13 protein-coding genes are annotated in these 13,573 nt (G+C 65.1%); 11 read left to right on the plus strand and 2 right to left on the minus strand.

Annotation, left to right across the window (positions count from 1 at the left end; translation table 11 throughout):
• Positions 1-54 precede the first annotated feature (54 nt).
• Both SFA35_RS11535 and SFA35_RS11540 read right to left on the minus strand, forming a co-directional pair.
• Positions 55-1,233, minus strand: coding sequence for a GGDEF domain-containing protein (locus SFA35_RS11535; RefSeq protein ID WP_320578406.1), 1,179 nt, complete (start codon positions 1,231-1,233; stop codon positions 55-57).
• Between the two features lie 85 nt (positions 1,234-1,318).
• Complete coding sequence (locus tag SFA35_RS11540) at positions 1,319-2,269, minus strand: aliphatic sulfonate ABC transporter substrate-binding protein (protein WP_320578408.1); 951 nt, start codon at positions 2,267-2,269, stop codon at positions 1,319-1,321.
• 228 nt (positions 2,270-2,497) lie between these two features.
• Between SFA35_RS11540 and SFA35_RS11545 the strand changes: the two genes are divergently transcribed.
• The 11 genes from SFA35_RS11545 to SFA35_RS11595 all read left to right on the plus strand — a co-directional run bounded on the left by SFA35_RS11545 (position 2,498) and on the right by SFA35_RS11595 (position 13,570).
• Entirely contained in the window at positions 2,498-3,595 is a 1,098-nt protein-coding gene (locus SFA35_RS11545) for a carboxynorspermidine decarboxylase (protein ID WP_320578410.1), read from the plus strand.
• Between the two features lie 28 nt (positions 3,596-3,623).
• Complete coding sequence (locus SFA35_RS11550; protein ID WP_320578412.1) at positions 3,624-4,874, plus strand: saccharopine dehydrogenase family protein; 1,251 nt, start codon at positions 3,624-3,626, stop codon at positions 4,872-4,874.
• A gap of 235 nt (positions 4,875-5,109) precedes the next feature.
• Complete coding sequence (locus tag SFA35_RS11555; protein WP_320578414.1) at positions 5,110-6,063, plus strand: ABC transporter substrate-binding protein; 954 nt, start codon at positions 5,110-5,112, stop codon at positions 6,061-6,063.
• 16 nt (positions 6,064-6,079) lie between these two features.
• Positions 6,080-7,399 (plus strand): LLM class flavin-dependent oxidoreductase, encoded by a 1,320-nt coding sequence (locus tag SFA35_RS11560; RefSeq protein ID WP_320578416.1) that lies wholly within the window; start codon positions 6,080-6,082, stop codon positions 7,397-7,399.
• A 53-nt stretch (positions 7,400-7,452) separates the two neighbouring features.
• The gene (locus SFA35_RS11565) at positions 7,453-7,956 is read left to right on the plus strand and encodes a heme-degrading domain-containing protein (RefSeq protein ID WP_320578419.1); all 504 of its coding nucleotides are present in this window, start codon (positions 7,453-7,455) and stop codon (positions 7,954-7,956) included.
• Positions 7,957-8,095: 139 nt separating this feature from the next.
• Entirely contained in the window at positions 8,096-8,866 is a 771-nt protein-coding gene (locus SFA35_RS11570; protein ID WP_320578421.1) for a substrate-binding domain-containing protein, read from the plus strand.
• A gap of 78 nt (positions 8,867-8,944) precedes the next feature.
• Complete coding sequence (locus SFA35_RS11575) at positions 8,945-9,574, plus strand: LysE family translocator (protein WP_320578422.1); 630 nt, start codon at positions 8,945-8,947, stop codon at positions 9,572-9,574.
• A gap of 45 nt (positions 9,575-9,619) precedes the next feature.
• Positions 9,620-10,249 (plus strand): LysE family translocator, encoded by a 630-nt coding sequence (locus tag SFA35_RS11580; RefSeq protein WP_320578424.1) that lies wholly within the window; start codon positions 9,620-9,622, stop codon positions 10,247-10,249.
• A gap of 182 nt (positions 10,250-10,431) precedes the next feature.
• The gene (locus SFA35_RS11585) at positions 10,432-11,769 is read left to right on the plus strand and encodes a carbohydrate porin (RefSeq protein ID WP_320578426.1); all 1,338 of its coding nucleotides are present in this window, start codon (positions 10,432-10,434) and stop codon (positions 11,767-11,769) included.
• A gap of 151 nt (positions 11,770-11,920) precedes the next feature.
• Complete coding sequence (locus tag SFA35_RS11590; RefSeq protein ID WP_320578428.1) at positions 11,921-12,736, plus strand: ABC transporter substrate-binding protein; 816 nt, start codon at positions 11,921-11,923, stop codon at positions 12,734-12,736.
• Positions 12,737-12,841: 105 nt separating this feature from the next.
• Positions 12,842-13,570, plus strand: a complete 729-nt coding sequence (locus SFA35_RS11595) for an amino acid ABC transporter permease (protein ID WP_320578431.1) — start codon at positions 12,842-12,844, stop codon at positions 13,568-13,570.
• Positions 13,571-13,573: the final 3 nt, after the last annotated feature.

Consider the following 13,573-nt stretch of genomic DNA (forward strand, 5'->3'; position numbering starts at 1 on the left):
CCGATGAGCCGGGCGTTGTCTGCCAACCAGCGATGCCCGGCTTTCTACTGTGAGCTACCCGGCCAAAGGTTGGTTCAAATCCACCATCTGCAGGCTGTCGCGGCCGCCGCGCTTGGACGCGTAAAGCGCCGCGTCACCGCGCTCGATCAGCTGCGCCAGGCTGCCTGGATGACGGTCGAACAGGCTGGCGCCCAGGCTCAAGGTCACCGGCTGCGGGGTGGCATAGCTCTGCGCGGCGGCCTGGCGAAACTGCTCGCGCAGAGTCGCCGCCAGTACCTGCAAGGCATTGGGCGAAGCGTTGGCCAGCAGGATCGCGAACTCGTCGCCGCCCAGGCGCGCGGCCAGAGAACCCTTGGGCAGCGCGGCAAGGATCATCTCGCCCAGGGCGATCAACAGCCGGTCTCCTGCCGTGTGGCCATAGAGGTCGTTGACCAGCTTGAAGTGATCGATGTCGATCAGCAGCAAGGCGGCCGGGCGCGCGTCGCTCACTTCCTCGAACAGCCGCAGCGCCCGGCTCTCCAGGGCGCGGCGGTTGTACAGCGCGGTCAGCGGGTCACGCGCGGCGAGGCGGGCGATGCGCCGTTCGCGGCGATGGCGCTCGGTGCCGGTCATCGACAAGGCGATGAGCATGATGGCCATGGCGCCCTCGACCAGCGACACCTGGATGATCTGCCCACGAAAGGCGCCCAGGTCGATGACCGTGCCCGGCACCGCCGCCGTCACCGCCTTGGCCCCGTAGAACAGGCCGTGGACCAGCAGCACATAGCGCAACTGCACCGCGCCGACGCTGAGCGAGCGACCATGGGGGCGCAGCAGCGTGCTGGCGCGCAGCATCAGCACCATGACCATCAGCGAGTTGACCGCCAGCATCAGCTTGGACCAGGGCTGGTCGGCCGGTTGCAACACCAGCGGCAGCAGCAACTGGCCCAGCCACACCGCGAAGATCAGGTACCAGCCACGCGACAGCCGAGCTTCGGTGAAGCGCGCGACCCCGAGCAGAAACAGCCAATGGGCGACCACCAGGAGCCCGTTGGCAAACCACACGCCCACCAGCAGCAGGCCGCTGCTGCGCAGCAGGGCCAGCACCGAGCCGACGGAAATGATGGCAAAGCCCGCGCTCCAGAACAGCAGCGAGGCCTCGCGCACGCTGCGCCACTCCACCATCAGGTACAGGGCGGCGGCAGCGGCAAGGGCGATGGTCAGGGTGAGCATCGTCAGGGGGTCTAACGCCATGGGTCTACTGGCCTTTCAATGGCAATGAAAGGCCGATTGTAAAGGCTTGGCGGATTTTTTTCGCGGCGCTCGGATCAGCCGTTGGTCATGGCGCCCAGATGCCCACGTCCCTGGCGTCCACGGCCTTGGGCAGCAGCCCGGCGGCGAAGAAGGCATCGGCGATCTTCTGCTGCTCGCTCAACCCGTCGGCCATGACCGGTTGTACCTGGTAGGTACGGTGGTCATTGGCGGCCTGTACCGTGGTGCTGTCCAGGTTGCCCCACAGCGGCCCCAGCACCCGCGCGGCGTCGGCGGGATTGGCCTTGACCCACTGGCCAGCCTGCTGCAGCTGGGCGAACACCAGCTTGAGCACCTGCGGGTGAGCTTTGGCGTAGTCCGTTGCGGTCAGGTAGTAGCGCTTGTAGCTGGCCAGGCCCGCACCGTCGGCCAGGGCTCTGGTCGGCAGCTGGCGCTCGACGCTTGAAAGGTAGGGCTCCCAGGTCACCCAGGCGTCGACCTTGTTGTTTTCGAAAGCCGCCCGGCCATCGGCGGGTGTGAGGTAGGCCGGCTGAATATCGGTGAATTTCAGGCCAGCCTTGGCCAGCGCGGCGATCAGCAAGTAGTGGGTGCCGGCTGCCTTGGTCACCGCCACGGTCTTGCCTTTGAGGTCGGCCAGTTGGTGGATCGGCGAGTCGCTGCGCACCACGATGGCCTGGGCGGCGGGCGAGGGCGACTCCTGGGCAAAGTAGGTCAGCCGGGCCTGGGCCGCCTGGGCGAAGATCGGCACAGTGTCGGCAACATCGGCGCTGATGTCGACATTGCCGGTGTTCAGCGCCTCCAGCAGCGGCAGGCCGCTGGGAAACTCGTGCCAGCTGACCTCGATGCCTTGCTCCTTGAAGGCCTGCTCCAGGGTGCCCCTGCTCTTGAGCAAAGTCATCAGCGTGGAGGATTTCTGATAGCCGATGCGTACGGTTTCATCGGCCTGGGCGGTGCTGGCCAGGCTCAGGGCGAGGCCGCAGAGCGCGGTGGCGAAGATTTTGCGAAAGGTGAGGGGCATGGCGTGCTCAAGGTCGAAGGAAAATACACGGGCGTCAAGAGCATAAGGTTTTAAGAAAAGGGATCTAAATATCGATTGGATCTTAGGTTATTCGCTATTGACATCCCGCCGCCAGGGCTGGCGCACGTCGCAAAGTCGGCAAAAAGTGTCATCCGCCCTTTCGGTATGGGTCAAGTGCGGGCACAATTCGGGTCCTTTTTTTTGGCCGACCCGGCCTGGGGCCCAGCAATGATCAAGACGCCTTACTACCTCATCGACAAACAGAAGCTTCTGGCCAACATGCAGAAGATTGCCTACGTGCGTGAGCAGTCCGGCGCCAAGGCCCTGCTGGCCCTCAAGTGCTTCGCCACCTGGTCGGTGTTCGACCTGATGCAGCAGTACATGGACGGCACCACTTCCTCGTCGCTGTACGAGCTCAAGCTCGGCCGCCAGAAGTTCGCCGGCGAGACCCACGCCTACAGCGTCGCCTGGGCCGACGACGAGATCGATGAGATGCTCGCCAACTGCGACAAGATCATCTTCAACTCCATCGGCCAGTTGCAGCGCTACAGCGCGGCCAGCGAGGGCAAGGTGCGCGGCCTGCGGGTCAACCCGCAGGTGAGCAGCTCCGACTATCTGCTGGCCGACCCGGCGCGGCCGTTCAGCCGCCTCGGCGAGTGGGACCCGGCCAAGGTCGAGCAGGTGATCGAGCAGATTTCCGGCTTCATGTTCCACAACAATTGCGAGAACGGTGATTTCGGCCTGTTCGACCAGATGCTCGGCACCATTGAAGAGCGTTTCGGTCATCTGTTGCACAAGGTCGAATGGGTGAGCCTGGGCGGCGGCATCCATTTCACTGGAGAGGGCTATGCCATCGACGCGTTCTGCGCGCGGCTCAAGGCCTTTTCAGAGAAGTACGGCGTGCAGGTCTACCTGGAGCCGGGCGAGGCGGCCATCACCCAGAGCGCCTCGCTGGAAGTCACGGTGCTCGACACCCTGTACAACGGCAAGCACCTGGCGGTGGTCGACAGCTCGATCGAGGCGCACATGCTCGACCTGCTGATCTACCGCCTCAACGCCAAGCTGGCGCCCAGCGCCGGCGAGTACACCTACATGGTGTGCGGCAAGTCATGTCTGGCCGGGGATATCTTCGGCGAGTACCCATTCGATCGTCCGCTGGCCATCGGCGATCGGCTGTCGTTCATCGACGCGGCAGGCTACACCATGGTCAAGAAGAACTGGTTCAACGGCTTGAAAATGCCAGCCATCGTAGTGAAACAACTTGACGGTACCGTCGAGGTGGTTCGTGAGTTTGGTTTTGACGATTACCTGTCCAGCCTTTCGTGAAGCTGGCAGATAAGGAGAGATAAAGAGATTGAAGAAGAACGTTCTTATCATTGGAGCAGGAGGTGTCGCCAAGGTGGTGGCCCACAAGTGCGCGCAGCACAACGACGAACTCGGTCGTATTGCTATCGCGTCGCGCAACATCTCCAAATGCCAGGCCATCATCGACAGCGTCAAGGCCAAGGGCAGCCTCAAGGTGCCCGCCGACATCACGGCGTACACGCTCAATGCCCTTGACGTCGAAGCGACCAAAGCGCTGATTCGCGAAACCGAATCGCAGATCGTCATCAACGTCGGCTCCTCGTTTCTCAACATGTCGGTGCTGCGTGCCTGCATCGATACCGGCGTGGCCTACCTGGACACCGCCATCCACGAAGTGCCGGGCAAGGTCTGCGAGACGCCGCCCTGGTATGGCAACTACGAGTGGAAGCACCTCGAGGAATGCCAGCAGAAGAACATCACCGCGATCCTTGGCGTCGGTTTCGACCCGGGCGTGGTCAATGCCTATGCCGCGCTTGCGCAGCAGGACCATTTCGACCGCATTGATTCGATCGACATTCTCGACGTCAATGCCGGTTCCCACGGCAAGTATTTCGCCACCAACTTCGACCCGGAAATCAACTTTCGCGAGTTCACCGGGCAAGTCTGGAGCTGGCAGAACGGCCAGTGGACCAGCAACAGCATGTTCGAGGTCAAGCGCACCGACGACCTGCCAGTGGTCGGCTCGCAGAACCTGTACCTGACCGGCCATGATGAAGTGCACTCGTTGTCGAAGAACCTCGACGTGCCCAACGTGCGCTTCTGGATGAGCTTCGGCGAGCACTACATCAATGTGTTCACGGTGCTGAAGAACCTCGGCCTGCTTTCCGAGCAGCCGGTCACCACCGCCGAAGGTCTGCAAGTGGTGCCGCTCAAGGTGGTCAAGGCCGTGCTGCCGGACCCGGCCTCGCTGGCGCCAGGCTACGTCGGCAAGACCTGCATCGGCGACCTGGTCAAGGGCACCCGAAACGGTCAGCCACGCGAAGTGTTCATCTATAACGTGGCCGACCACGAGGAGGCTTTCGCCGAGACCGACAGCCAGGGCATCTCCTACACCGCCGGCGTGCCGCCGGTGGCGGCTGCCTTGCTGGTGGCCCGTGGCGAGTGGGACGTGCAGCGCATGGTCAACGTCGAGGAGCTGCCGGCCAAGGCCTTCCTCAAGGCGCTGGATGTCATGGGGCTGCCGACCCGCATCAAGGACGAGCACGGCGACCGTGCGTGGGATGCGCCCGTAGCCCGCTGATCCTCTGCCCCTGCCGATCGATCGCCTTCGCGCACGCCCTGTGCGCCGAGGCGATCACCGCTGGACCTCGGTGCAACGCCTGCCGATCCGTATGCTGCAAATTACGCATATTAGGTTATGCCTAATTTGAATTTCACAAATATCTCCCGCGCCGTTAGCTTATGCGAAATAGTTGTTATGGAACCTGCGTCTATAACCGCTCCTTCGAACCGCGCGACGACTTCCGGAGATCTGCGTGAGCAAATTCCTGCAACTGGCCAGCGCCTTGCTGGCAGCCACTCTTAGCCTCAAGGCCTCGGCCCTGACCTTGACCGTGGGCGACCAGAGCTATAACACCCAGGCGGTGATGGAAGCGGCGGGCGTGCTCCACGACTTGCCGTACACCCTCGACTGGAAGCAATTCACGGCCGGCTCGCCGGTGGCCGAAGCGCTCAATTCCGGCAGCCTGGACCTGGGCCTGCTGGGCGACGCGCCGCCCTTGTTCCTCGGCGCCCTCGGGGCGCCGATCAAGGTGGTGGCGGTGACCCAGCAGAACCTTGCGGGGGTCGCCATCGTGGTCGGCAAGGATTCGCCGATCAGGAATATCGCCGACATTCGCGGCAAGCGCGTAGCGATCTGGAAGGGGTCCTGGAGCCAGCAGCTGTTGTTCACTGCTCTCGACAAGGCCGGTATCCCTCGCGATGCCGTCGAGGTGCGCTACCTCAGCGCGCTGGACGCCTCCCATGCGCTGGACGGCGGCTCTGTGGATGTCATCGCCACGTGGGAACCTTACGTGACCCAGCAGGAACGCCAAGGCGGCCATGTCATAGCCACCGCCCAGGGGTTGATCCCGGCGCAGAGCTTCGTGGTCGCCAACAACCGCGCCATCGACGACAAGCGCGCGGCCATTACCGACTTCCTCCAGCGGCTGAAGAAGGCTCGCGCCTGGACCACCAGCGACCCGGCCCACGATGACGCCTACGCCGACGCCTGGGCCGAACGCACCCGTGCCAACCCCGAGATCGCCCGCGCCTGGTTCTCCCGGGCCAGGACCGACCTCGGCCCGGTGGACGACCAGAAAATCGCCCAGGCGCAGACAACCATCGACTTCTTCAGCGGCCTGGGGCTGATCAAGTCCTATCCGGCAGCCAGCCTGTTCGACAATTCGTTCAACGCCGCCGTGCAGGCGCCCCCGACTCAAGCTCAGTGAAAAAGGACCACCTGTCATGAGCAAGCGACAACTCAAACTCGGCGCCCTGACCATGGGCGTCGGCGGCCCCGGCCGGCACAACCTGTGGCTGGACCCGCAGCTGCCCAGCGATGCCAGCGTCAATATCGACTGGTACATCGATATCGCCCGCCAGGCCGAAGCGGCCTGCTTCGACCTGATCTTCATCGTCGACAGCCAGTTCATCACCCCGGGCTCGCCACCGCATTACCTCAACCGCCTGGAGCCGCTGACGCTGCTTTCGGCGCTCGCGGTGAGCACCCGCCATATCGGCCTGGTCGGCACCCTGACCACCTCCTACAACGAGCCGTTCAACGTCGCCCGCCACCTGGCCTCGCTGGACCTGATCAGCAAGGGCCGCGCCGGCTGGAACGTGGTCACCAGCGGCGATGCCGGCACCGCCGGCAACTACGGACGCGACGAGCACTACGACTACGACACCCGCTACAGCCGGGCCAAGGAGCACGTACAGGTGGTGCAGGGGCTGTGGCAGTCCTGGGAAGACGACGCGTTCGTGCGCGACCGCAGCACCGGGCGCTATTTCGACCCGGCCAAGCTCCACGCCCTGGAGCACAAGGGCGAGCACTTCAGCGTGGTCGGGCCGCTCAACATCCAGCGTTCGCCACAAGGTCAGCCGGTGATCTTCCAGGCCGGCGATTCCGAGCAGGGCCGCGAGCTGGGCGCAGCGATCGCCGACGTGGTGTTCACCCATGCGCCCGACATCGAGCAGGGCCAGGCCTTCTACAGGGAGGTCAAGGACCGCGCCGCCAGGCTGGGCCGTGACCCCGAGCAGATCCTCGTGCTGCCCGGCGCTGAAGTATTCGTCGGCGACACCGACGACCACGCCCGCGAGATCGAGCGGCATCATCACCAGACCGACCACAGTTTCGAGCAGGCCTTGCTGGAGTTCGGGCGCTCCTTTGGCTGGCATGACTTCAGTCAGTATGAGCTGGACGCGCCGTTTCCCGTGCAGGCGCTGGAAGCTGCCCGCAGCAGCTTCTTCACCGTGGCCAAACGCATCACCGATCGGGCCGTCAGCGAGAACCTGAGCTTGCGCCAGGCCGTCCAGGCTTCCCGCCAGCTGCGCCCCGGCGCCTTCGTCGGCAGCGCCGAAACCGTGGCCGCAAAAATGACCGCGTGGTTCGAGGCGCGCGCCGTGGATGGCTTCAATATCTACATCGGCCACCCCGGGCAGTTCCGCCGCTTTACCGAGGAAGTGGTGCCGCTGTTGCAGGCACGCGGGGTGTATCGCCGCGAGTACCCCGGCCATACGCTGCGCGAAACGCTGGGCCTGGAGATCCCGCGCAATGTGCGCTGAGGGGGCGCGAAGCTGCTAGGCTCTAGCGCGTCTTCCCCTTGCCAGCGTTCGCCATGACCCGAGAAATCGCCGAGGACCTGCAATGCATCGCCCGTCAGGAGCAGCTGCTGCAGTTCCCATCGTTCGACCACGCCAGCGCCTGGGACCTGGGCCAGCGGCTCAAGCTGGCCTGTGAAGCCGCCCAGGTCGCCACCACCATCGAAGTGCGCCTGAACCGGCGCACGGTCTTCCTCTATGCCATGCCCGGTACCGCCCCGGCCAATGCCCACTGGGCCCGGCGCAAGCGCAACGTGGTGGAAATGATGGACCAGAGTTCCTATGCCGTAGGCCTGGCCGGGCAGGAGGAGGGCATCAGTATGGAGCTGGCCATGGGCTTGCCTGCGGCCGACTACGCCAGCCACGGCGGCGCCTTTCCGCTCAGGGTGCGCGGCGTGGGCTGCATCGGCGTGGTCACCGTGTCCGGCCTGCCGTCGCGCGAGGATCATTCGCTGCTGGTGCAGGTGCTTGCGCAGATGTGCGGGGTGGACCCGGCCCAGGTGGCGTTGCCAATGGACTGACTGCCCGCTGCGCTGGCCTGGTGGGAAGGCCAATGGCCGGTTTGCGCTTCGGCCCGTTCCGGATCAAGATCTCGCTGCGCCCACTCCTGCAGGGCCGGCGCCGACTCCATACTTCCCCCACAACAAGAGGCCCGAAAAAATGACCCGGCTGTTCGCCCCTCTGCTCCTGGCCTGCCTGACCTCGGTCAGCCAGGCCGCCGAACTCAACGTCATGACTTCCGGCGGCTTCACCGCCGCCTACCAGCAACTGGCTCCTGGCTACAGCGCGGCCAGCGGCGACACCGTGCAGACCATCCTCGGGCCGTCGATGGGCAAGGCGCCCGAGGCGATTCCCAACCGCTTGGCCCGCGGCGAGCCGGCCGATGTGGTCATCATGGTCGGCTACGCCTTGGACGACCTGATCAAACAGGGAAAGGTCGACCCGGCGTCGCGGGTGGAGCTGGCCGACTCGCGCATCGGCATGGTGGTCAAGGCCGGCGAGCCGCGGCCGGCCATCGACACCGACGCCGGGCTCAAGGCGGCGCTGCTCAACGCCCCCTCGATCGCCTATTCCGACAGCGCCAGCGGCGTGTACATCGAGAAGGAGCTGTTCAGGAAACTCGGCGTGCAGGACCAGGTCGGCCCCAAGGGCAAGATGATCGAACGCATTCCGGTAGCCTCGGTGGTCGCCAAGGGTGACTACAGCCTGGGCTTCCAGCAGGTCGCCGAGTTGCTGCCGGTGCCCGGCGTGACCTTCGTTGGCAAGATCCCCGAGGACCTGCAGTCGGTGACCCGCTATGCCGCCGGGGTTCCGGTCAATGCCGAGCATCCGAACGAAGCCCGGGCGCTGTTGGCCTACCTGTCTTCGGCCCAGGCTCAGGAGATCGTGCGCAAGACCGGGCTCGACTCCGTACCCGCTGGCGCGCAATAGCGGATGCACGGTCCGACGGCCTGGCAGCCGCGCTGCTAGGCTCTGGCTGCGTGAATCGCCGCGAGCGTCGGGGGCAGCATGGCATTGCATCACTGGGTCATGTTCTTCCTCACCTACCTGGCGACCACGCTGTCGCCCGGACCGAACATCCTGCTCAGCGTGCGCAACACCCTGCGCCACGGCGCCTGGGGTACCGCCGCGACCCTGGCCGGCAACCTCGCGGCACAGGTGCTGCTGACCTCGGCGGTGACACTGGGCGTGGGTGCCCTCCTGCTGTCGGTGCCCGGGGCGTTCATGACGGTCAAGATCATCGGTGCGGGCGCGCTGATCTTCCTTGGCGTGCGTCAGTTGTTCGCCCGCCCGGCGGCGGCCGTCGCGCTCGGCCAGCTGCCCGTGGCGGCCCCGGCGTCGCCCTGGCAGCTGGCCGGGCAGGCGTTTCTGGTTTCGGCGAGCAACCCCAACACCCTGATGTTCCTCTGCGTGTTCCTGCCGCAATTCATCGACAAGGGCCAGGCGCTGAGCAGGTTGCTGCTGATGCTCGCGACCATGGCGGCCACGATGGTGCTGGTGCACTCGACCTACTGCCTGCTGGCTTACCATTTCAGCCGGCGGCTGGGGGCAGGGCGCTGGGTCGGGTTGCTCAAGCGCGCCTGCGGGGTGATTTTCATCGGTGTCGGGGTGCACCTGCTCGATGCCCGGGTGCTTTGAGCTAGACTGCGCAGGCCGCCCACCGCTCATGCAGGATGCCCCTCGATGCCCATGCACCTCTGGCTGACGTTCGCTCTCGCCTACCTGGCCACCACCCTGACCCCCGGCCCCAACGTCCTGCTGATCGTGCGCAACGCCCTGCGCCACGGTCCGTCCGCCATGGGCGTGACGCTGCTGGGCAATCTGCTGGCGCAACTGCTGGTCACCAGCGGTGTGGCGTTGGGCGTGGGCGCGCTTCTGCTGGCGGTACCGGCCGCCTTTCTGGCCTTGAAGCTGGTGGGGGCGGGCTACCTGATCTATCTCGGCCTGCGCCAGCTGCTGGCGCCGAAGGCGAGCGCCGCGCCAGGCGAGCTGCCCCCGGCCCAGCCCCGCTCGCAATGGCGCATCGGCAGCGAAGCCTTTCTGGTCTCGGCCAGCAACCCCAAGACGATGATCTTTCTCTGCGCCTTCCTGCCGCAGTTTCTCAGCCATGATCGGCCGCTGTTCGAGCAGTTCGCGGTGATGTACCTGAGCATCGCCGCCACCGTGGTGCTGGTGCATTCGCTCTACTGCCACGCGGCGTACCGCCTGCGCGGCAGGGTCGGCGCGGTGCGTTGGGTGGCTTCGCTCAAGCGGCTCACCGGCGCGCTGTTCATTGGCCTGGGGGTCAGGCTGCTGAACGCTCGGGCGCTCTAGGCGGTCTGTTACATGCGCAGACGACCCTGAACGGGTCGGCGCTTGACTTTGAATTGTTACAATATAACATCTTGCCGCGCTGGCCTCGGCAATGTCCCGAGCCCGACCCCCGCTTCATTCTTCGCGTTCCGAGGGCACTGCCCTCGGCGCCTACTACTGCCGCCTCGAAACGGAAACGTGCCATGTCCTTTCCTGCTCCACGCACCCTGCGCCTGGGTGCAACCACTTCCTTGATGCTTGGCTTGTGCAGCGCTTCGCTCGCCGTCCATGCCGACGAACCCACGCAAGGCATGACCGGCGACTGGGGCGGCCTGCGCAGCGCCTGGCTGGCGCAGGGCATCCAGGTCCAGGGTGACTACACCGGCGAATCGTCCTCCAACCTGCGCGGCGGCTACGACAAGCGCCACACCACCCGCTATGCCGATCAGTTCACCCTGGGGGTGGGCCTGGATCTGGAGAAGCTGCTGGGCTGGCAGGACACCCAGTTCATGCTCCAGGTGGCCAATCGCAACGGTGACAGCCTCAACGACAAGCGTCTGGACGACCCGCGTGGCGAATCCTTTGCCGACACCCAGGAGGTCTACGGCGGCGGCAGCGTGACCCGCCTGAGCGAGCTGTGGCTGAGCAAGGGCTGGCTCGACAAGCGCCTCGAGCTCAAGGCCGGCCGCTTCGCCTTCGGCGATGAATTCGCGGTGCAGGACTGCCAGTTCCAGAACCTGGCGCTGTGCGACTCGCAGACCGGCAACTGGATGGACAGCGCCTACAACGGCCCGGTCAGCACCTGGGCGGCGCGGCTCAAGTACGCCCTTGGCGATCAGCTCTACGTGCAGGCCGGGGTGTTCGCGGTCAACCCGTCATACCTGGCCAACGACAACGGCTTCAAGCTGGCAGGCTCGGGCACCGAAGGCTCGCTGCTGCCGCTGGAAGTGGTCTGGACACCCAGCGTGGCGGGCTTGCCGGGCGAATACCACGCCGGCTACTACTACAGCACTGCCAAGGTCGATGACCTGTACAAGGATGAGAGCAACCAGCCGGCGGCCGTGACTGCAGACGACTACCGCCGCGACAGCAGCCGCCATGGCTGGTGGCTGATCGGCAAGCAGCAGCTGACCACGGTCGACGGCAACGCCAGCCGCGGCCTGGTGCTCACTGCCAGCGTTGCCGCCTACGATGCCGCGACCACGCCGGTCCAGAGCTACCAGAGCCTGGGCCTGGTGTTCAAGGGTCCGTTCGCCGCGCGCCCGGATGACACGCTGGGCCTGGGCGTCGCCCGCCTGCAGGCGAGCAGGCAGTTCCTGCGCAACGCCCGGGCGGCGAATGCCGTCGGTGGCTCGAGCTACGCCGATGACGACTACCTGCCCGAGCAGCACAGCGAGTACAACATCGAGCTGAACTACGGTGTGCAGGTGACCGACTGGCTGAGCGTGCGGCCCAACCTGCAGTACGTTGCCCACCCGGGGGGTGTGCGCGAAGTGCAGAACGCGGTGGTGGCCGGCCTGCAGGTGCAGTCGACCTTCTGATGCCGGGCGGCGCCTTGCCTGGAGCAGGCCGCCGCTTATGCAATTAAAGTATTACCAAATAATATTATATTCCTTTTGGTTTTTTCGACTTGCTGCAAAGCTTTGCACTCGGGCATTTAGCCCAACTGCCAATCACAAAAGTCGAATCGCCATGAAAAAAATCGCTGCCATCGCGTCCCTGTCTGCCCTTTCCCTTGCGTTGCTGGCCGGTGTCGCTCAGGCCGATCGCCTGGACGACATCAAGAAATCCGGCGTACTGCGTGTCGCCGCTTTCGACAGCAACCCGCCGTTCGGCTTCATCGACCCGCAGACCCGCCAGCTCGAAGGCCTGGACGTCGACTACGCCAAGGCCATCGCCGGCAAGCTGGGGGTCAAGCTGGAGCTGCAGCCGACCAACCCGGCCAACCGAGTGCCGCTGCTGGTGGCCAACAAGGTCGACCTGGTACTGGCCAACTTCACCATCACTCCCGAGCGCGCGCAGCAGGTCAATTTCAGCACGCCGTACTTCGCCTCCGGCCAGCAGTTCATCGTCAAGAAGGGCACCCTCAAATCCCTGGACGAGCTCAATGGCTGGCGCGTCGGCGTCGACAAGGGCACCACCAACGAAATCGTGCTGCGCGCCAAATTCCCGGGCGCCAAGGTGGTGGCCTATGACGACACGCCGTTCGCCTTCACCGCGCTGCGCAACGGCAACGTCCAGGCGATCACCCAGGACGGCCCGAAACTGATCGGCCTGCTGGCCAACGTTCCGGATCGGGACAAATACGAAGTGCCGCCCTTCACCGTGTCCAATGACCTGATCGGCGTAGGCCTGCCCAAGGGCGAGACCGCCTTGACCGATGTGGTCAACCAGACCCTGGTGGAACTGGAAGCCAACGGCCAGGCGCAGAAGATCTACGACACCTGGTTCGGTCCGCAGACCAGGACCCCTCTGGCGCGGCTGTTCAAGATCGGCGACAAGGGCTGATCGCAGCCGGGCAGAGCCAACCGGCCTGGCGGCCGCTCGGGGGCTTTGCCCCTCCCACCTCCAAGGCCTGTTGCCTGCCGTTGTCTATGTCGTGGACTGTTTTCTATGTTTGGTGAATGGCTGGCCCCGCAATACCTGCACTGGTTGTTCGATGGCTTTCTGCTGACCCTGGGCCTGTCCCTGCTGGTGTGCCTGGCAGCCACCGGCCTGGGCGCCTTGCTGTGCCTGGCCCGTTCGGCGCCCGTGCGCTGGCTGGCCTGGCCGGCGCGGCTTTACCTGCTGCTGGTTCGCAACACGCCGCTGCTGGTGCAGCTGTTTTTCTGGTACTTCGGCGTCACCGCCATGCTCCCCGATGACCTGATCACCTGGCTGAACACCCCGCGCAGCCTGTCCCTGGGCCCGTGGCAGGTGGATTGGCCGTCGTTCGAGTTCATCGCCGGGTTCTGGGGGCTGACCCTCTACAGCACGGCATTCATTGCCGAGGAGCTGCGCGCCGGGCTCGACTCGGTGCGCCGCCAGCAGCGCGCCGCCGGCCTGGCTTTGGGCCTGCGCCCGAGCCAGGTGTGGCGCCACGTGATTCTGCCCCAGGGCTTGCGCACGGCCCTGGGGCCGCTGCTGGGGCAGTACATGAATGCGCTGAAGAACTCGTCGCTGACCATGGCCATCGGCCTTGCCGAGCTCTCCTATGCCTCGCGCGAGGTCGAGACGCAGACCTTCAAGACCTTCCAGGCCTTCGGCTACGCCACCTTGCTGTATGTCGCCAGCATCGCGGTGATCGAAGCGCTCGGGCAATTGATCCAGCACAGTCGGCGTTACCGCCAGGGAGCGGCTTGAGTC

It is taken from the genome of Pseudomonas sp. HR96, assembly GCF_034059295.1.
GTDB lineage: Bacteria > Pseudomonadota > Gammaproteobacteria > Pseudomonadales > Pseudomonadaceae > Aquipseudomonas.

What these genes read in the sequence shown, in the direction of transcription:
- SFA35_RS11535 (WP_320578406.1), bottom strand. Translation starts at nt 1,233, where the DNA reads ATGGCGTTAGACCCCCTGACGATGCTCACCCTGACCATCGCCCTTGCC.
- SFA35_RS11540 (WP_320578408.1), bottom strand. Translation starts at nt 2,269, where the DNA reads ATGCCCCTCACCTTTCGCAAAATCTTCGCCACCGCGCTCTGCGGCCTC.
- SFA35_RS11545 (WP_320578410.1), top strand. Translation starts at nt 2,498, where the DNA reads ATGATCAAGACGCCTTACTACCTCATCGACAAACAGAAGCTTCTGGCC.
- SFA35_RS11560 (WP_320578416.1), top strand. Translation starts at nt 6,080, where the DNA reads ATGAGCAAGCGACAACTCAAACTCGGCGCCCTGACCATGGGCGTCGGC.
- SFA35_RS11565 (WP_320578419.1), top strand. Translation starts at nt 7,453, where the DNA reads ATGACCCGAGAAATCGCCGAGGACCTGCAATGCATCGCCCGTCAGGAG.
- SFA35_RS11570 (WP_320578421.1), top strand. Translation starts at nt 8,096, where the DNA reads ATGACCCGGCTGTTCGCCCCTCTGCTCCTGGCCTGCCTGACCTCGGTC.
- SFA35_RS11575 (WP_320578422.1), top strand. Translation starts at nt 8,945, where the DNA reads ATGGCATTGCATCACTGGGTCATGTTCTTCCTCACCTACCTGGCGACC.
- SFA35_RS11580 (WP_320578424.1), top strand. Translation starts at nt 9,620, where the DNA reads ATGCCCATGCACCTCTGGCTGACGTTCGCTCTCGCCTACCTGGCCACC.
- SFA35_RS11585 (WP_320578426.1), top strand. Translation starts at nt 10,432, where the DNA reads ATGTCCTTTCCTGCTCCACGCACCCTGCGCCTGGGTGCAACCACTTCC.
- SFA35_RS11590 (WP_320578428.1), top strand. Translation starts at nt 11,921, where the DNA reads ATGAAAAAAATCGCTGCCATCGCGTCCCTGTCTGCCCTTTCCCTTGCG.
- SFA35_RS11595 (WP_320578431.1), top strand. Translation starts at nt 12,842, where the DNA reads ATGTTTGGTGAATGGCTGGCCCCGCAATACCTGCACTGGTTGTTCGAT.